This window comes from Bradyrhizobium sp. CCBAU 45394, assembly GCF_028128655.1.
In the GTDB taxonomy this organism is placed as follows: domain Bacteria; phylum Pseudomonadota; class Alphaproteobacteria; order Rhizobiales; family Xanthobacteraceae; genus Bradyrhizobium; species Bradyrhizobium diazoefficiens.
The window spans coordinates 217,704-235,180 of record NZ_LBIX01000008.1; the positions used below are offsets into that span (position 1 = coordinate 217,704).

General features: G+C 64.2%; 12 protein-coding genes and 3 pseudogenes. 7 read left to right on the forward strand and 8 right to left on the reverse strand.

Annotated elements, in window-relative coordinates:
* Positions 1–306 precede the first annotated feature (306 nt).
* From WN73_RS05280 to WN73_RS05300, 5 genes and pseudogenes are all read left to right on the forward strand, one after another.
* Positions 307–450, forward strand: a pseudogene (locus tag WN73_RS05280) (nickel/cobalt efflux protein RcnA); the annotation flags it as partial.
* A 103-nt stretch (positions 451–553) separates the two neighbouring features.
* Complete coding sequence (locus tag WN73_RS05285; RefSeq protein WP_028175451.1) at positions 554–835, forward strand: metal-sensing transcriptional repressor; 282 nt, start codon at positions 554–556, stop codon at positions 833–835.
* An 11-nt stretch (positions 836–846) separates the two neighbouring features.
* On the forward strand, positions 847–2,007 hold the full coding sequence (locus WN73_RS05290; protein ID WP_028175452.1) for an efflux RND transporter periplasmic adaptor subunit: 1,161 nt from the start codon (positions 847–849) through the stop codon (positions 2,005–2,007).
* A 3-nt stretch (positions 2,008–2,010) separates the two neighbouring features.
* Positions 2,011–5,259, forward strand: a complete 3,249-nt coding sequence (locus tag WN73_RS05295; RefSeq protein WP_028175453.1) for an efflux RND transporter permease subunit — start codon at positions 2,011–2,013, stop codon at positions 5,257–5,259.
* Positions 5,260–5,265: 6 nt separating this feature from the next.
* Positions 5,266–6,583 (forward strand): annotated as a pseudogene (locus WN73_RS05300) (MFS transporter).
* 97 nt (positions 6,584–6,680) lie between these two features.
* Here the strand turns inward: WN73_RS05300 and WN73_RS05305 are convergent.
* A complete protein-coding gene (locus WN73_RS05305) occupies positions 6,681–9,392 on the reverse strand; it encodes a family 16 glycoside hydrolase (protein WP_080668248.1) in 2,712 nt (903 codons plus the stop codon).
* Between the two features lie 402 nt (positions 9,393–9,794).
* Between WN73_RS05305 and WN73_RS05310 the strand changes: the two genes are divergently transcribed.
* Complete coding sequence (locus tag WN73_RS05310) at positions 9,795–10,085, forward strand: hypothetical protein (RefSeq protein ID WP_028175454.1); 291 nt, start codon at positions 9,795–9,797, stop codon at positions 10,083–10,085.
* Positions 10,086–10,156: 71 nt separating this feature from the next.
* Here WN73_RS05310 and WN73_RS05315 read toward each other — a convergent pair whose 3' ends face one another.
* The 7 genes and pseudogenes from WN73_RS05315 to WN73_RS05345 all read right to left on the reverse strand — a co-directional run bounded on the left by WN73_RS05315 (position 10,157) and on the right by WN73_RS05345 (position 15,878).
* Positions 10,157–10,897 carry a hypothetical protein gene (locus tag WN73_RS05315; RefSeq protein WP_231166517.1) on the reverse strand — a complete coding sequence of 247 codons (741 nt, stop codon included), beginning with the start codon at positions 10,895–10,897 and terminating at the stop codon, positions 10,157–10,159.
* A 24-nt stretch (positions 10,898–10,921) separates the two neighbouring features.
* Positions 10,922–12,337 (reverse strand): YncE family protein, encoded by a 1,416-nt coding sequence (locus WN73_RS05320; RefSeq protein WP_231166518.1) that lies wholly within the window; start codon positions 12,335–12,337, stop codon positions 10,922–10,924.
* 10 nt (positions 12,338–12,347) lie between these two features.
* Positions 12,348–13,532, reverse strand: coding sequence for a chromate efflux transporter (gene chrA / locus WN73_RS05325; RefSeq protein ID WP_028175456.1), 1,185 nt, complete (start codon positions 13,530–13,532; stop codon positions 12,348–12,350).
* Entirely contained in the window at positions 13,532–13,966 is a 435-nt protein-coding gene (locus WN73_RS05330; RefSeq protein ID WP_049832572.1) for a hypothetical protein, read from the reverse strand. Before WN73_RS05330 ends, chrA begins: the two co-directional genes overlap by 1 nt.
* Positions 13,967–14,122: 156 nt before the next feature.
* Positions 14,123–14,733 (reverse strand): annotated as a pseudogene (locus WN73_RS05335) (superoxide dismutase).
* Positions 14,734–14,760: 27 nt separating this feature from the next.
* Positions 14,761–15,657 carry a DUF1259 domain-containing protein gene (locus tag WN73_RS05340; protein WP_271551961.1) on the reverse strand — a complete coding sequence of 299 codons (897 nt, stop codon included), beginning with the start codon at positions 15,655–15,657 and terminating at the stop codon, positions 14,761–14,763.
* A gap of 17 nt (positions 15,658–15,674) precedes the next feature.
* Entirely contained in the window at positions 15,675–15,878 is a 204-nt protein-coding gene (locus WN73_RS05345) for a hypothetical protein (protein ID WP_231166519.1), read from the reverse strand.
* Between the two features lie 564 nt (positions 15,879–16,442).
* Between WN73_RS05345 and WN73_RS05350 the strand changes: the two genes are divergently transcribed.
* On the forward strand, positions 16,443–17,474 hold the full coding sequence (locus WN73_RS05350) for a Cj0069 family protein (protein ID WP_028175459.1): 1,032 nt from the start codon (positions 16,443–16,445) through the stop codon (positions 17,472–17,474).
* Positions 17,475–17,477 lie beyond the last annotated feature (3 nt).

Below are 17,477 nucleotides of genomic sequence, written 5' to 3' on the forward strand. Positions count from 1 at the left end.
TATTACCGGGCACCGATCGGCGCTGATTGTCAGGTGGCGGAGAGATGGGACTCCCTTCCCCCATGCCGCGGTTGCGCGAAAACCGCCGAAAAACAAGGATTCCGGAAAAGACCGGTCGGAATTTGTGACCACCGCTGTGTACCACCGGACCGGCCGATTCGGTCGTCAAACTCGAGCGATTTCGAGCCATCAGGAGACGGTTCGACGTGTGGCGCCTGCTCCGAAGCACGACGCACGCGCGCCTGCTGCATGCGCGAGGTTCGAAGTGAAGCGGACCGTCCCGACCGCTGTCATGGAGCTTGGCGGGCCGCTCTTAGCATGCGGCACGTCGAACGCTATTGGAGTGGCTTCAGCCGCTTCGCCCATCGCGCGCCCTACGTCTCCGCCGCCCTGATCGTGCTCGTCGGTCTCTATACCGGCTGGTCCGGATGGCACGAACTGATGATCTGAGCCGGGCGGCCGCGTCGATTTGCCGTGGCGGCGGACCGCAGCGGGCCGTTGCCGGAACCCCCGGCCTTCAGTATCCCCTCCCAGGGGATAGGATATCGGAGCCATGAGCAAGGACCACATACACGAAAGTCATGCGGAGATCGTCAAACGGCTGAAGCGGGCCGACGGGCATCTCCAAAAGGTCATCGCGATGCTCGCGGAAGGTCGACCGTGTCTCGACCTGGCGCAGCAACTCCACGCCGTCGAGAAAGCGATCTCCGAGGCGAAGAAGACCCTGATTCACGATCACGTCGACCACTGCTTGGACGCGGCCGCCAACGGCGGGGCGGGCAAGTCGACCAAGAGCGTCCTCGCCGAATTCAAGGCGATCTCGCGCTACCTGTAGCGGAGCATAAGATGGTCCCGCGTTTTCGGACGGCATCCATGATCCTGGTCGCGACGCTCGCGGCGATGGCGGGCACCATCGTGCCTGCAACCGCGCAGTCGAATTCCGCGAAGCCGGCGGCCATCGTCATGGACGACGATCGCATCAAGCTCGCAGGCATCGAACTCCGCCAGGCAGGACCTGCCCCGATCGCCAAGCGGCTGACCGTGCCGGGCACGATCGTTCCCGACGCAGGCCGGGTCGCGCACGTCTCCATCAAGGTTTCCGGCACGGTCGCGGATCTGCGGAAGAACATCGGCGACGACGTCGCGAAAGACGAAGTTCTGGGCGTTCTTGAGAGCCGGGAGGTCGCCGACGCCAAGAGCGAGTACCTCTCCGCCAAACTCTCGAACGAACTGCAGCAGGACCTCACCGCCCGCGACAAGTCGCTTTGGGAAGGCCGAGCCGTCCCCGAGCAGCAGTACATCAAGTCCCGCAACGCGGCGGCGCAGACCGAAATGCGCTTCGGCATCGCTCGCCAGAAGCTGATGGCTCTCGGCGTCAGCGACGCGGAGATCTCCGGACTGCCGCAGGCGCCGGACGGTACGCTGCGCAGCCAGAACGTCCGCGCCCCCATCTCCGGCCGTATCGTCGAACGAAAGGTGGAACTCGGCACCGCGGTCGGAAGGGACAGCCTGGAGACCGAACTCTTCGTCATCGTCGACCTCAGCCGCGTCTGGGTGGATCTGGCGGTTTCGTCGACCGACCTGCCCCTGGTCAGGGAGGGCCAGGATGTCGCCGTGGCCGTGCGTGGAATCGCCGAGACCGGCTCGGGCAAGATCACGTTCGTCAGCCCCCTGCTCGACAAGGACACGCGCACAGCCCGCGTCGTGGTCTCGCTCGACAACGCTGGCGGCCGATGGCGCCCTGGCTCCTTCGTCACGGCGAACATCGCGGTCGAAAAGCATGATGCGGCGGTCGCGGTCCCCTTCGCCGCGGTCCAGACCGTCGATGGACGCAAGGCGGTCTTCGCCCGGACCAAGGACGGATTCGAAGCGCGCGACGTCGTGCTCGGCGGACGGGACGGACCGGTCGTCGAGATCGTCTCCGGCCTCACTGCCGGCGAGACCGTCGCGGTCTCGAACACGTTCCCGCTCAAGGCCGAGGTATCAAAGCCCGGCGACGAGGACTGATCGATGATCGAACGCATCGTAGAGTTCTCGGTCCGCCGAAGATGGCTCGTCGTGCTGATCGCCCTGGCCGCCGCTGCATCGGGCGCCTGGTCGCTGACGAAGCTTCCCATCGACGCCGTGCCCGACGTCACGAACGTCCAGGTGCAGGTCAACGCCGTGGCGCCGGCCATGACGCCGGTCGAGATCGAAAAGCAGGTCACCGTCACGTTGGAGACGGCGCTCGCCGGCATACCCGGTCTGGAATCGACGCGCTCCTTCTCGCGCAATGGTTTCGCGCAGATCACCGCGGTCTTCGGCGACCGGACCAACATCTATTTCGCGCGGCAGCTCGTCTCCGAGCGTCTCAACGAAGCCAAGTCGGGTATGCCCCCCGGCGTCGACGTCCGGATGGGACCGGTCTCGACGGGCCTCGGCGAGATCTACTGGTGGGCGGTGGAATACGAAAAACCCGGCGCTTCCTCACCGATCCGCGACGGGAAGCCCGGCTGGCAGACCGACGGGAGCTACCTCACACCGGAAGGCGAGCGGCTCACGGACGACTTCCAGCGTACTGTCTACCTCCGGACGGTGCAGGACTGGATCGTGCGGCCGCAGATGAAGACGGTGCCCGGCGTCGCCGGGGCGGATGCCATCGGCGGTTTCGTCAAGCAATACCAAGTGCAGCCCGATCCGGCGAAGCTCGTCGGCTACGGGTTGTCGTTGAAACAGGTGGTCGAGGCGATCGAGGCCAACAATGCCAGCCGCGGTGCGAATTATATCGAACAAAACGGCGAAGGATACGTGGTACGCGCCTCCGGCCGCGTCGAGAACCTCGGAGACATAGAGAACATCGTCGTCGCGACGCGTGGCGGCGTGCCGGTCCGCGTCAGGGACGTGGCCGACGTAGCGATCGGGAAGGAACTCCGGACCGGCAGCGCGAGCGTCGACGGACGCGAGGTCGTGCTCGGAACCGCGTTGATGCTGATCGGCGGCAACAGCCGGACGGTGGCGGCCGCGGCGGACGCCAAGATCAAGGAGATCGGCAGAACGCTCCCGCCGGGAATTTACGCCCACACGGTCCTCAACCGCACCCAACTGGTCGACGCCACCATCCAAACGGTCGCGAAGAATCTCGCCGAAGGCGCACTTTTGGTGATCGCCGTGCTCTTCGTCCTGCTCGGAAACTTCCGTGCCGCGCTCGTCACCGCCCTCGTCATCCCGGTCACGATGCTCGTCACGGCGAGCGGGATGCTGCAGGGGCGGATCAGCGCGAACCTCATGAGCCTCGGTGCGCTGGACTTCGGCCTCATCGTCGATGGCGCCGTCATCATCGCGGAGAACAGTCTCCGGCACTTGGCGGAACGCCAGCGCGAGTTCGGCCGCGCCCTGTCGCTGCAGGAGCGCCTGGACACCGTGACGGCATCCACCGTCGAGATGATCCGCCCGTCCGTGTTCGGCCAGATCATCATCATACTGGTCTACACCCCATTGCTGGCCTTCTCCGGCGTCGAGGGCAAGACTTTCGAGCCGATGGCGCTCACGGTGATGACCGCCCTCGCCGTCGCCTTCGTAGTGTCCCTGACGTTCGTCCCGGCGGCCATCGCCATCGCGATACGCGGGCGCGTCAGCGAGCGCGAGAACGTCATCGTCAGGACCCTGAAGCGCTGGTACGCCCCGCTCCTCGCTGGCTCGATCGCGAGGCCACTCCCCATCATCGCCGCCGCCGGGCTTCTCTTCATCGGTGCAGCGCTCCTGTTCACGCGTCTCGGCCAGGAATTCACCCCGACCCTCGACGAGAAGAACATCGTCATGGAGGTGAAGCGCGTGCCGTCGACCGCGCTCGCGCAGTCGCAGCGGATGCAGCTTCTCATCGAAAAACAGATCAGCACCCTGGACGAGGTCTCGTTCGTCTTCTCGCGCACCGGCACGCCCGATCTCGCCGCCGACCCGATGCCGCCGTCGGCCTCGGACACCTACATCATCGTCAAGCCGCAGGACGAATGGCCCGATCCCACGATGACGAAGGAGGATCTGATCAAGAAGATCGAGGCGGTGACCGCAAAGCTTCCCGGCAACAAGATCGGCTTCTCGCAGCCGATCGAGATGCGGTTCAACGAGCTGATCGCCGGCGTGCGCGAGGATCTCGCCGTCAAGGTCTTCGGCGACGACTTCGAGCGGATGCAGAAGACCGCCGGCCAGATCGCCGACGTCATCCGGAAGATCGACGGCGCCGAGAGCGTGAAGACGGAGGAGACGACCGGTCTCCCGTTCCTCGACATCAATATCGACAAGCGGGAGATCGCGCGGCGGGGCCTGAGCCTCGCCGCGGTGCAGGACCTGATCGCCACCGCCATCGGTGGCACCGACGCCGGCCTCGTCTTCGAGGGCGACCGGCGCTTCAAGATCGTGGTGCGGCTCCCGGACGAACTGCGGGACAGCATCCCGGCGCTCGAGGAGCTTCCGGTCCCGCTCCCGCATGCGAATGCGAACGCGCCGGCAGCGTCCATCCCGCTCCGAAACATCGCCTCGTTCGAGCAGACCGTCGGCTACAACCAGATCAGCCGCGAGAACGGCAAGCGCCGGGTGGTGGCCACCGCCGAGATCCGAGGTCGGGACATCGGCTCCCTGGTGACCGAGGCGCAGGCGGAGGTCGCCGAACAGGTGAAGTTGCCACCGGGCAGCTATCTCTCCTGGGGCGGACAGTTCGAGAACTTCGCGGTCGCCCGCCAGCGCCTCGTCTTCGTCGTGCCCGGGGTGTTCGTACTGATCTTCATGCTGCTGTTCGGGGCGCTAGGCTCTGCACGGGACGCGGCGCTCGTCTTCAGCGCGGTTCCGCTCGCGCTGACTGGCGGAATAGCTGCGCTCTGGCTTCGCGGTATGCCGTTCTCCATCTCCGCGGCCGTCGGCTTCATCGCGCTGTCCGGCGTGGCCGTGCTGAATGGTCTGGTCATGCTGACACAGATCCGGAGGCTGATAGTCGAAGGGGTGAATCCCGGAACGGCGATCTGCGAGGGGGCGCTGACCCGCTTTCGACCCGTCGCGATGACCGCGCTCGTCGCCTCGCTCGGATTCGTTCCGATGGCGCTGGCGACCGGGACGGGTGCCGAGGTCCAGAAGCCGCTGGCGACCGTCGTCATTGGGGGGCTATTGACCGCGACCCTGCTCACGCTGGTCGTTCTGCCCGCCTTGTACGCCCGTTTCGCCGTTCCCGCCGCGGCGTACAGGCGCAGCGGCTCGGTCGTGCCCCTCGTCCACGACCGAGCGGCGGAGTAGCGGCCCATGCTGTCAGTCCTTGCCCACCGCACCTACCGCCATCTATTCGCCGCCCAGGTCATCGCGTTGATCGGAACGGGATTGATGACCGTCGCGCTAGGATTGCTGGCGTTCCGTATCGCCGGCGCGAGCGCGGGGACGGTGCTGGGGACTGCACTCGCCATCAAGATGGTCGCCTACGTGTTCGTCGCGCCGGTCGTCGGCGGCCTCGCCGGACGCTTGCCGCGGCGAACCTTTCTGGTCGCGATGGATCTGACCCGTGCCGCGGTCGCCATCGCGCTGCCCTTCATCGACTTGGTTTGGGAGGTCTATGTCCTCATTTTCGTACTGCAGTCGGCTTCCGCCGCCTTCACTCCGACGTTTCAGGCGACCATTCCGGACGTGCTTCCGGAGGAGCGCGACTACACACAGGCGCTGTCGCTGTCGCGCCTGGCGTATGACTTGGAAAGCCTCCTGAGCCCGACGCTTGCGGCGGGCCTGCTGACCTTGGTCACCTTCAACTGGCTCTTCTTCGGAACCGTGATCGGCCTCTTCTGTTCGGCGGCGCTGGTGGTCTCGGTCACGATTCCCAAGGCGCCGGCGACACGACCCTGCCGCGGCTTCTACGAGGACACCACACGCGGCATGCGCATCTACCTGGCGACGCCCCGCTTGCGGGGCCTGCTGGCGCTGAACCTCTCCGTGGCTGCGGCGGGATCGATGGTGTTCGTCAATACCGTCGTCCTGGTGAAGGGACGCTGGGCGGAGCAGACGGCAACGTCGCGGTCGCACTCGCCTGCTTCGGCGGCGGCTCTATGGCGGCGGCGCTCCTGCTGCCACGCCTGCTCGACCGGCTGCCCGACCGAAGGATCATGCTCTCGTCGGCGGGAATGCTGGCTGCAGCGCTGATCGCCTTCGGCGCGATCATGGCGATATCCGGACACGAGGTCGTCAGGCACGCACTTCTGCCGACGTGGGTGCTATTTGGGATGGGCTACTCCGGCGTGATGACGCCCGCCGGGCGCCTGCTGCGCCGGTCGGCCGGCGCTGCGGACCGGCCGGCCGTGTTCGCCAGTTCGCGTTGTCTCACCTGTGCTGGCTGTTGACGTACCCGCTTGCCGGGTGGCTCGGCTCGTCCGCCGGGATCGCGCCGACCGCCTGGGTGCTCGCAATCCTGACGTTGAGTGGCGTCGCGCTGGCGTTCTATTTCTGGCCGGCCGTCGAGGCGGACCTCGTCCCTCACCAACATCCCGAGCTACCGCCCGATCACCCGCATTTGCGCGGGCAGTCACCGGATCACGCGCACGTCTATGTGCTCGACGACCTGGATCCTCGGTGGCCTTAGGACTCGCGCGGTTGCCTCCAATCAGGGGCGGCTTCCCCCCGGAAATTCCGACCTATTCGATCAACCTGCTGCCCCCCGCAGGCGACAGAATGATGGTTCAAACCGTGAGGGGAACGTTGGATCGGATGCGGACATTTGCGAAGGCCACGCTGCCGGTATGTACCTGCAGGCCGATGAAGCCCGAATCCGGATCCTCGCTCGTCATGCGTCCGCGAAAGCGCTCGTTGGGGTCGGCAGGGTCAGCCGTGAACTTCGTCGACGGCTGACCGTTGAGCAACACCTCGTACGTACGACCAGTCACGGTTATGTCGAAGCTGTGCCATGTGCCGGCCGCAAGCCTCTGCCCGTTCGTATAGTTCTGCTGCCCTGGCGAGGTGCCGATCGTCTTGACCTTGTAAATCGCACCAGTGCGGTTGAAGAGGAAGCCGTCGAGTTCGCCTTTCCGGGTATCGCCCCGCGCTTCCTCGTCGATCTGAACCTCGTAACCGGTGTCGACCGCCACAGTCGCGAGATTGCCGGGTACGTCGGGCCCGGGTGTTCCCGGCAACTCGGGCAACTTCGGATTGCGGAAGCGCAGGAAGACCCCCGAATTGTCGTTGCTGTTGCCCCGGGGGTGCGGGAGGCAGAAGTCCAGCCGCAGGGTGAAATCGTCGAACTGCTCGGCCGCGTAGTAAAGCAACCCGATGCCGTTCGAGTCGGGCTGCGCGATGAGGGTTCGCCGGACCAGGGCGAAATTTCCGCCTCCCACCCGGTTCCATTTGGCGAAGAGATCGGCGGATTTTTCCGAACCATCGAATAAATATCGGAAGCCGGCCTCGGCGACCGCGGCGGGTGGTGGAGGCAGCAGATGATCGCCCAGACGTCGGGCGAGCGCGATGCCGGTCAGCATCGGGTTTGGCGAACCGATCGTCGGAAACAGAGCAGGACCGACAACATAGGCATTCTTGACCCCGTGAAAGCGGCAATTCGCGTCGGTAACGGACGCTGTCGGGTCGTCCCCCATGCGCAATGTGCCCGCTTCGTGGTGCGTCGAGCCGAGCGGATCGCGCCGGCCGTTTGGGTGCTGATCGCGCCGCACGTGAGGAATGACGGCCGCAACGCTCGTCGCATCCGCGCCGAGCTGCACGTCCGCGCCCGTAACGGGATGCAGGAAGTCGACCTTGTGGCCGTTCGCAAAGACAACCGCGAGTTCGTCGGAGGCCTTGTCCATTGCCTCCCAGAGCTGCACGTCCTTCGGGTTCGGTTGCAGGTTCACGAAGGCCTTGCGTTCGCCGAAGTCAACCTGGGCGGGGTCGAGATCGAGCGTGACGTTGCTTGCGGCGTTATTCGCCTGCATCTCGCCGATGCCGCGGATCGTAACGATGACATGCGAATCCGTGGCATTCAGGTGCTGCTGGACCGTGTCGATGTCGGGGACCTTCTGAAACAGCTCCGCCTCCGAATTGGATCCCGCATTACCGAGGCCCGACGCGGTGATCTGGAAATGGAAGTGTCCGAAAGTGCCGTCCGGGTTGTTGTCCGCCCCCAAGAACGGATGCCGACCCTTAAGCAGCAGTGCAGAGGTTTGCAGCGCTTTCACGCTGGGGGAAACGGTGCTGAATGCCTCGCGCGGCACACGCAACGTGACGTTGGAACGTAAGTGAGCCATGAGGTTGGTGCCGATCCGACCGTCGGCTCCGAAGGATGAGAGGGCAAGCCGCGTGCTCTCGATGGTGCCGAGGGCCACGATCACCTTCGCATCGGGCGAGAGCGGAATGCGTCCGCGCTCGGTGAGTACGCCGTCGACGAGCACCCCGTCCGGATCGTTGGTCACGGTCAGTCGCGACACGTGGCAACGCGGTACGACCATCAAGCGCTTGCGCACGTCGTCACCGGGCGCTTCGCTGAAGGCCCCCCTCGCCGCCTTGATTAGCAGCGGCACTGCGCTGAATTTGTTGAGCGGGAAGAAGCCCGCATGTTCGGGCCGCGCCTGGACAGCGAGCGGCGCTTCCAGTTTTAGCTTATTGCGCATCTCGGCTTCGATCTGCTGGCTCTGGGCCGGATCCGAGGGCGGATTTGGTGGCGCCAGTCCGAGAAGACCGGCGAGATCATCGAGTGTGGGCGGCGTATCGAGGATTTCTACCGGAGGGGCCTCGGGCAGAGTGGCAAGGTCGACCGCGCCGGAAATCCGATTGGCGGTGATCGCGCCGTAGAGCTGCTCCCGCATCCCATGGTGCAACTCGCCGAAGATATAGTCGTTCGTCGCCACGACGCCGATCTGCTGTCCGGATTGGCGGAAGTAGCCGTTATCGCCGTTCGGCAGCTTCTTCGCGTTGAGGTCGTCGAGCACAGCCTGTGGCCAATCGGTGCGGGTCTCCGTATCGAGCAGCCGCGGAGACCACCCGCCCCACCAGATCGAGCGGCCGCCGACGCAGTAGGCCAGCCCGGATGCCGCATAGCCAAGGACAGGGGCAGCGTTCCACGACAGTCCCCAAACCTCCCGACCGAGATTGATCGACGGGAGGTTCTGCATGTGCTCGGCAAGCAGAACCGGTCCAGCTTCGAGGACAAGGATTCGTTCGGATCGACCGGTGCTGCGGAACCACAGATGCTCGGCGACGGCAGAGCCGAACGTGCCCCCGCCGATCACGACGAAATCGAACGGCCGCATGTCGCCACGGCCCGGCAACGGATTGCCCTTGATGTCCCGGGCGTTGGCGCGATAGGCCGGATCAGAATTGGCGAGCGCTTCGTCGAAAGTGTTGCAGACGTAGCGCCCCAGCACGTCGAGAGCGAAGTCGGTTGGTTGCGAGGACGAGCCAATGTTCATGGAGCACTCCAATCCTGGGCTTCGCACTCACGTCGGACCGACGGCGCAGGCCCTTACCGCTTATAGATCCGCAGCGACGTTCTTGACGTGAATTACTTCACACTGATGATCAAAGGTTGTTTCTGCCGCGAAGGCCGGCGCCTTAGGGTACTGGAGATGTAGATCGCCTCGCCGGCATTCCACCGCTGGCGAAAACGCATGAACAACTTGCCGGTGACGCAGCGCGTGAGTGTGTCCGTGCAGCACGTGCGGATCGAACATGCGCGAGAATGGGCCACGCCACACCGGCAGAGATATTGACCATTGCGGCCCTGGCATTCGGGAGCAAAGACATCGCTCATTTTCGAACAATGCTCATGACGGCGAGTTGGTGCACTGTTCCAACGACGAAGGGAGATACCTATGAGCAAATCCAGATCGCTGGCACTCTCGACAACTCTCGCACTGGCTCTCGCATTCGCCGGGACCTGTGCACAAGCCCAATCCACCCAAGTACAACCGTCTCAGACGCCGCAGCAGTCCGAGCAATCCCGTCAACAGGATCGCAGTCGCGCAGAGGACGTCAAGATCGGGCGGGACTGGAAAGCCGAGGGTGGCGAGAGCGACCATGCCAACCAGGCAACACCGGACGACAGCCATCAGACCGTCGGACGCGATTGGCGGGCGCATCCCGAGGACCAGGAGCGCAAGTAGCTATCGAGGCGGAACTGGCGACGCCTGGCGCGCGGCGTGACCTTCGAAGAAGGAAAGCGGAAAGCCGAAGGTCAAGCCCGCTCGAATCTCGTTCGCCGGGGCCTCCCGGTGAGCGCATGACGAACCGCGACGTCGAAGCTCAGATCGTCTCGGACCCGGTAAATCAATCCGACCAAGCCGGAAAACGTCTCCTCCTTTCCGAACTCATGCTCATAGAAGATCTCGGCTACGGGCCGCAGTGTCCACGTCGCCGGTCCTTCGATGATGACACCGAGGAAGAGGTCGCCGTGATGGTCGCGGGTCAGGGCCGTCTCGGCATTCAGATGGATGGTCCCCCAATCCCAGCGCTGTGAGACGATCCCGGCCAGGCTTAAACCGACGCCTGAATCCCCGGTGCTGTCAGGTAACAGGACGCCAAATTCGGTCGCAATGCTTGGGCCGGTCTTGTCCTGCAGGCTCCCGGGTACCACCACATGCTTGAGGAACGCTCCGGCTGCGGTCAGGCTGGTTGGTCCAGGTGGAGAAAGCGGCGTTTGTCCCTGACCCTCGAAGACGGCTTCCCAGTCTTCGCTCAAACCGTAGTTTATGACCCAAGCCGGCGCGATTAGACTTGCTCCGCTCTCGTCGCGCAGACGGCCGGCCGGTTGCAGCTCGAATTCCATTTCCCCTTTCTTTGCGACGGCCGCATCGGTCCCGTCGAAGGGGCGATAGGCCGACGCTGGAGAAGACCAGGCCACCAATTCCAACGCGACCAACAGGCTGGACGCGAGCCTTCTCGAAAAGTTGCGAAAGCCTCGGCTCAATACGTGCATGCACGTCCTCCCGCATTGTCGATCTCAAGGCATTGGCTTGAACACCCAGATCGCTGCCGGTCCGGAGGGGCCGGCACGCACCGCTACGAACAGGCGGTCCAACTCCGGCACAAAGAGCGACGTTCGCGCGCCCGTTGCCGTCGGCAGGCGTGCGATCCGTCGATAAGTCGATCCATCGACTTCAAACACGTCGACGTAGCCGGCGCCGCAGCTCACGTAGACACGTTCACGTTTTGCATCGACGAAGAGATCATCGACGTCGCCGCAGGTGTCGGCACGCGCGATCGGCTTGCCGTCCGTCGCGAATACGACAAGTGCGGCGGGGCTGCGAAACGCCAGAAGCACGCGGCTGCGGCCAGGATCAATGGTCATCGCGAAATTGCCGCCCTTGTCCATCGGCCAGTTGGAGATCTGCTTTGCGGATGCGCCGTCCACCACTGCGACCGCGCGCGCATTGGGCAGGTTGACAAAGATGCGCCCGCTGCCGGGCTCAAGCTGGAAGCTCTCCGGATGCGCCTTCAATGGCACACTCAGGACCTTGCTGCGGGTCGCCGGATCGAGGACCGCCAGACCACCATCGCCATAGCCGACGATGACGCGCTTGGCGGCCGTATCGATCCGGATGTTGTCGGCATCGCTGCCGAGCTCGATCCGTCCAGTCGCCTTGTATTCGTTGGCGTCGTAGAGACGGACCGATCCATCGCGCGCGCTGGCGACGTAGAGTGTGTCGGTCGATGGTTCATAGCCGACGCCTTGGGGTTCGCTCAGCCCCGTGATGGTCTTGAGGAGGCTATGTGCGGCCAGATCGACCACGCCGATACTATCATTGCCGAGTTCGGCCACGAACAATCGCTGCCGCGTCAGGTCGACTGCGAGGTGATCGATCCGGCCGCGGACGTCGCCGAGCGGGATCTTGCTTTCGAGTTGGAGAGGCGCTTTTTCTGCTGCGGCTTCGGTCGCTGCCGCCAGGGTCGGAATGAGCCCGTCGATGCGCCGGACGATCAGGTCGCGCGTCGTCTCATAATCATCGATACCCAAGGGAATGCCGGACCAGTAGGTCACGTTGGCGTCCCCTCGCCGCTCCGCCGGAATTTCGTCGAATGCTACCACCAGACCTGCCGCCATGTCTTCCCGGACGAGCTGTTGTGGCGTGTTGGCCGCCTCCAGACCGTCCAGTGAAAGGCCGTCCTGGATCCGCACAGGCAGCGTCCGATAAAGATCGATGCCGCGCGAGACCGCTCTGAATGGTAGCGCTCGCTCCTGCGCGGCCTTGTTGAAATACGCCGCAGCGATCTGGCTGTTCACCACCCCGTGCTGGCAGACGAAGACGACAGTCTCGCCATCAGCCGCTTGCGCCGGGGCGAGCGATGTCAGCAGAATCGCCAGGACTACGATCGCCAGGCGCAGCCCTGTCTGAGCATTCCCGAGCAGCGCTCGCATCGTCCGCATCTCACTTCAGCCCCGTGAGCACCCATGCCGGTTGCAGGATCGGATAGGCTACCAGTCCAATGACCGCCGTCGCGGCAATGAGCAAGGGATTGCTCACCTTCCAGCGGAACAGCACGGCGAGCGACACGATCCCGATCAGCGCGGTCAGCCAGTCGCCGCTCGCGATCTTGCCGAGCAGGAAGCTTGCACCCAGTATGGTTCCGATCGCCGCCGCATATGCGCCCTTCACGAAGCCCTGCACATTCGGATTCTTGCGGTGGCGCGCCAGCAACGGCGCCACGATCAGAACCAGCAGGAAGGACGGCAAGAAGATGCCGACCGTCGAGACCAGGGAGCCCCAGAAGCCCGCCACCAGATAGCCGACGAAGGTCGCCGTGATCACGACCGGCCCGGGGCTCATCATGCCGATCGCGACGGCCACCAGGAATTCGCGCTCGTTGAGCCAGCCGTACTGCTGAACCAGGCCCTGTTCGAGAAACGGAACGATCACCAGACCGCTGCCAAACGTGAGCGAGCCTGCCTTGAGGAAGAACAGCAGCAGCTTGCCCAGCGTCGAGCCGGTCGCGGCCGGCACGGCCGCGGGTGCCGCTGCAGGGATCAACGCAAGCTGCAGTGCGACGGCCGGACGCCTGATGTGACCGTAGTAGACGATACCGACGATGCCTGCCCCGATGAACAGCAGCGCGACCTCGGCCTTCAGGATCACGGTGACGGCCAGACAGACCGCCGCGATCACCCACTGCAGCCAGTCTTCCATGCCGAGCTTGGCGAGCCGATAGCAGGAATGCAGGATCAGGGCGATCACGGCGGGGCTGACGCCGTAGAAGATGCCCGTGACCGGCTGCAGATCTCCTAGATGGACAAAGAGTGCGCCGAGCGCCGCGACGATGACGAAGTTCGGCAGGATGAAGGACCAGCCACCGGCCCACGCCCCCCAGAAGCCGCAGCGCAAATAGGCGATGAAGATCCCGACCTGGATCGCGAGCGGGCCGGGGAGCGACTGACAAATGGCGATGGTCTCGCGCATCTGCTCCTTGGTAAGCCACTTCTTGTCGTCGACGAGCTCGCGTTCCATCTGGCCGACCAGCGCGACCGGCCCGCCGAACCCGAGAAAACCCAGTCTGAGGAGGTATCGCACCATCTCGTCCATTCTTCCGCGTTCAGTGCTCGTCGTTGTCGTCGTCATCACTTCTCCCCGTCCCCGTGATATGCAGGCTCAAAAATGCCGTCGAGCGGACCCCCGAGCCCCGTCGGCTTCAGCTCGAACCGCTCGCCGCTTTGCGTCACGCGATAGCAGCTGTCCTCCATGTCCTTGAGGAATAGGCAGAGCTCATTCTTCTCGATGCGCCATGTTCCCACCTGCTTTGCGCCCATCGAGTAAGTTCGTAGCGTCCCGTCGCTGTCATAAGCAAACCGATAGTGGACCTCGTCGGTCAGTTGCTTACCAGTGAAAGCCGCTCGAATCTGCGCGCCGGTTAACGTCCGAACGCTCTCGGCCGCGACAAAGCCGGCATCGAGAGTGACCAGTCCCCCGATGCCGGTAGCGAGTGCCGCGATGAGACACCTCGCAAGTTGGCTCTTCGATTCCGCCAGCCTCACTTTTTGCACGCCTTCCGACACATCTGGTACTCGGTCTTGCAGGGGGGCCGGCGTAGTTCTTCATGCAGGCGGCTCGCTGGTCGGCGCAGACCTTGCAAGTTTGTGCGCGCGCCGCCTATGGGGCAGCAAGCAGACCGGCCAACGCGAACACCGCGGCGGCAAGGTTTCTCATCCCTCTCACCTCATCTCTCCCCGGTTTTCCTTCGCGTATTGATCGTAGAGCGCGGAGGCGAGTCCCAGCGAAGGCCTCCATGTAGACGTCGATATAGCGTGCTGCCGCAGCGCCGAAGTCCATGTGATAGGCGTGCTCATACATGTCGAGCACCAGCACGGGACGGCCGCCGGCGAGCGTGGTCGTATGATCGGCGGCCCATTGGTTGACGAGCCGCTTGTCGCGGGGAGAAAAAGAAAGGATCACCCAGCCGGAGCCCTCGCCCTCCGCCTTTCCCATCGCCGCGAACTCCGCGCGCCATTGTTCGATGCTCCCGAAGTCGCGCACGATCGCCTCGGCGAGCGCGCCGTTCGGCTTGCCCGCACCGCCGAGACCATCGAAGTAGTTCTCATGCAGGATCATCGAGTTCGCCGCGATCAATTCTTCGCGTTTCAGGCCGTTGATGACGAAGTTCGGCGCCTTGGCGAAGTCCAACTCGGCGAGTTGCGTGCTGATCGCGTTGAGCCCGCTTCACCGCGCCGCCGTAGTTGTTCTCATAATGGCTGACTAGCACCCTCTCGGAGATGCCGCTGATCGATTTCGGATCGAACGGCAGCGGCTTGGTTTCGTAAGGCATCGGCGACTCCTTGGCTCGATCTTTGGCTCAACTCTTCGTACTGGCAGTCTTGTCGAGGGCTGCGCGGAGGCCGTCGGCGAGCTTCACGGCGTCGTCGTTCGCCCAGAAGTGCATGAAGAACAGCCTGGGCTGCTCGTCGAGCATGTGGCTATGCAGCGCGGTCACCTCGATGCCATGTGTCCGCAGCGCCAAAATGACCGGGTTGACCTCGTCGCCGGTCAACACGAAGTCGCCCGTGATGGCGGCCTTCCCGCCCCCGGTCGGCTGGAAATTGATGCCGATCGCGACGCCCATCGGACCGACGGGGGTCAAGGGCATGCCGTCCTGCGTGATCGGGTCTCGCCGCTTGACGTTGAACTGATAGACGCCGCCGTTGGCCTGGCCCTTCACGCCGATGATCTGGTCGAGCTTCGCCGTGTCGAGATCGAGGGCCGGCGGCTGGCTCGCGGCAGCCGCGGCCGTCAGTGGCGTCTTGCTCTCGGCCAGCGCATCGTGGACCGCCGAGGCCAGCTTCACGGGGTCGCCGTGACCGGCGACGTGCATGTAGAAGGTCGCTGGGCTCGCGCGCAGCAGATGATTGTGCACGGCGGTGATTTCGAGGCCGCTCGCGATCATCTTCGCCATGACGGGATTGATCTCGGTCTCAAGCAGCACAAGATCCCCCATGACCATGGCGTCGCCATGCGCAGGCTTGAAGGCGACCCAGCCGCCGAGCGCCAGCGCCGGCTTGATCGCCACCCCGTCCAGCGTGACGGACAGATCAGTACGGGGAAAACCGTAACGATGGACGTCGTCCGAGACGGCAGCCTTCCGCCCCAGCGTCTCGTCGACCTTCTGCCAGTCGACGCTCTGCGCACGCGCCGGCGCAGCAAAAGCCACGATGCATGCGCCGAGCGCGACCGTTGCCTGAATTGTCCGTTTCATCGTACTGCTCCTCGAGTTCAGTTTCGCTCTTTGATCTGACCGCTGCTGTCGATGACGAGCGTCACTGGCTTGCCGTTCTTCATCGCCTTGGCGGTCGTGCCTTCTGCCGTCGACTTGATGTCGCTGACCTGCGAGTAGCCGGCGGTCTGGATCTTGGCGATCAGTTCCTCTTGTGTCAGGGCTTGGGCGGGCGATAGCCATCCCACGATCGCCGTCAGCATGGCGGCGCGACAAATCATCGGTATTCGCATTTGGGTTCTCCTGGCATGTGAGTTCTACCCGGGTGCAGCGGAGAAGGGCCGCGATGCCTCCGCTCCAACTTCTTGCCGTTGCGGCAAGCCAAGACGAGCGTTCGGCGGAGAGCTCCGTGTCGATGCACGAGATCGATGAGCCTCGGCGCGGTCGACGCGACTATCGCTGGGAAAGGTGTCGGGCGAAATGTGGATGAGGAATGAAGGCATGCTGCGCCCTTGGTGGACGCGATTCTTGGGCATGTCGCCTCGCGGGGAGATCGCAAATCCCCGATGCCCTGAATTGAACTCCCGGAGCACCAAGCTGTCAACACGCCGCACCCGAGACTCCACGCGGGAACATCACGTAGATTTCAGTGGTTCCGAGCCACTCCGGCGATGCCGACATCGAGCGGCCGCGCCCGGGAGAAAGCCTCTTCGCTCGTCTTGAAAGGCCCTGACGTTCTCCCGTACAATGTTCCCGAGGGGACAAGCAGACTCCCCGTGAGACTTCGGTCCAAGCTCTGCGCAGCACGCACCACGTGGAGCTCGCGCATGGACACCGAAAGAAACATCCCTCAACGCACCGTCGCCATCCTCTCGCGAGGAGACGCCGTCGCGCGTCGGGATGCGACCTCGAAAAACAGCCGCTTCGTCGACGTCTTCGAAGCACTCGCCGCCGTCGGCGTCGAAGGGCGCCCGGCGATCTATGATGAAAGTTTTACCGAGGAGGTCCGCGAACAGTTGCTCGCGGTCAACGGCGTGCTCGTCTGGGTCAACCCCATTCAAGACGGCAGAAACCGCGCCGGTCTCGACGCCCTGCTGCGCGACGTCGCCGCCCAAGGCGTGTGGGTCAGCGCTCATCCGGACGTCATCCTCAAGATGGGCACCAAGGAGGTACTCTATCGTACCCGCTCGATGGGATGGGGAAGCGATACTGCGCTGTATCGAACCGCCGCCGAGATGGGCGCAGAACTGCCGACGCGCCTGGCCGACGGCCCGCGCGTGATCAAGCGCAACCGCGGCAACGGTGGTCAAGGCGTCTGGAAGGTCGAGAAGCTGCCGGCTTCCCTCAAGATAAGGGTGCTCGACGCAACAAAGGAGGCGTCCGAGGAACTGCCCCTGGATGATTTCCTCCGTCGCTGCGCGGAGTATTTCGAAAACGGCAGCGTCATCGACCAACCGTTCCAGCCTCGCCTGAGCGAGGGCGTGGTCCGCTGCTACATGGCCGGCGACCGCTGCGCCGGCTTCGGCTATCACAAAGTCAAAGCCCTGGTCGACTCGCCGGCCGCGCGTTCCGAGGCCGGACCGCGGCTCTACACATCGAATGCGGACCCGCGCTTCCAGCGGCTGCGCCGGCTGATGGAGGAGGAGTGGACGCCACAACTGACCTCGTTGCTGGATATCGCGCGAGACGACCTGCCTGCCATCTGGGACGCCGACTTCATGCTCGGCCCCGTCCAAGCCGACGGGAGCGACAGCTACGTGCTCGGTGAGATCAACGTCAGCTCCGTACATCCCTACCCGCGCGAGGCGCCGGCGGAGATCGCCAGGCGGGTTGCCGATCGGCTGCAGTTTAAGCTTTGACGC

Bases quoted from the DNA above. Each gene is read 5' to 3' on its own strand.
- WN73_RS05310 (WP_028175454.1), top strand. From the start codon at position 9,795: ATGAGCAAATCCAGATCGCTGGCACTCTCGACAACTCTCGCACTGGCT.
- WN73_RS05295 (WP_028175453.1), top strand. From the start codon at position 2,011: ATGATCGAACGCATCGTAGAGTTCTCGGTCCGCCGAAGATGGCTCGTC.
- WN73_RS05285 (WP_028175451.1), top strand. From the start codon at position 554: ATGAGCAAGGACCACATACACGAAAGTCATGCGGAGATCGTCAAACGG.
- chrA (WP_028175456.1), bottom strand. From the start codon at position 13,532: ATGACGACGACAACGACGAGCACTGAACGCGGAAGAATGGACGAGATG.
- WN73_RS05320 (WP_231166518.1), bottom strand. From the start codon at position 12,337: ATGCGAGCGCTGCTCGGGAATGCTCAGACAGGGCTGCGCCTGGCGATC.
- WN73_RS05315 (WP_231166517.1), bottom strand. From the start codon at position 10,897: ATGCACGTATTGAGCCGAGGCTTTCGCAACTTTTCGAGAAGGCTCGCG.
- WN73_RS05290 (WP_028175452.1), top strand. From the start codon at position 847: ATGGTCCCGCGTTTTCGGACGGCATCCATGATCCTGGTCGCGACGCTC.
- WN73_RS05340 (WP_271551961.1), bottom strand. From the start codon at position 15,657: ATGAAACGGACAATTCAGGCAACGGTCGCGCTCGGCGCATGCATCGTG.
- WN73_RS05305 (WP_080668248.1), bottom strand. From the start codon at position 9,392: ATGAACATTGGCTCGTCCTCGCAACCAACCGACTTCGCTCTCGACGTG.
- WN73_RS05350 (WP_028175459.1), top strand. From the start codon at position 16,443: ATGGACACCGAAAGAAACATCCCTCAACGCACCGTCGCCATCCTCTCG.
- WN73_RS05345 (WP_231166519.1), bottom strand. From the start codon at position 15,878: ATGCTGACGGCGATCGTGGGATGGCTATCGCCCGCCCAAGCCCTGACA.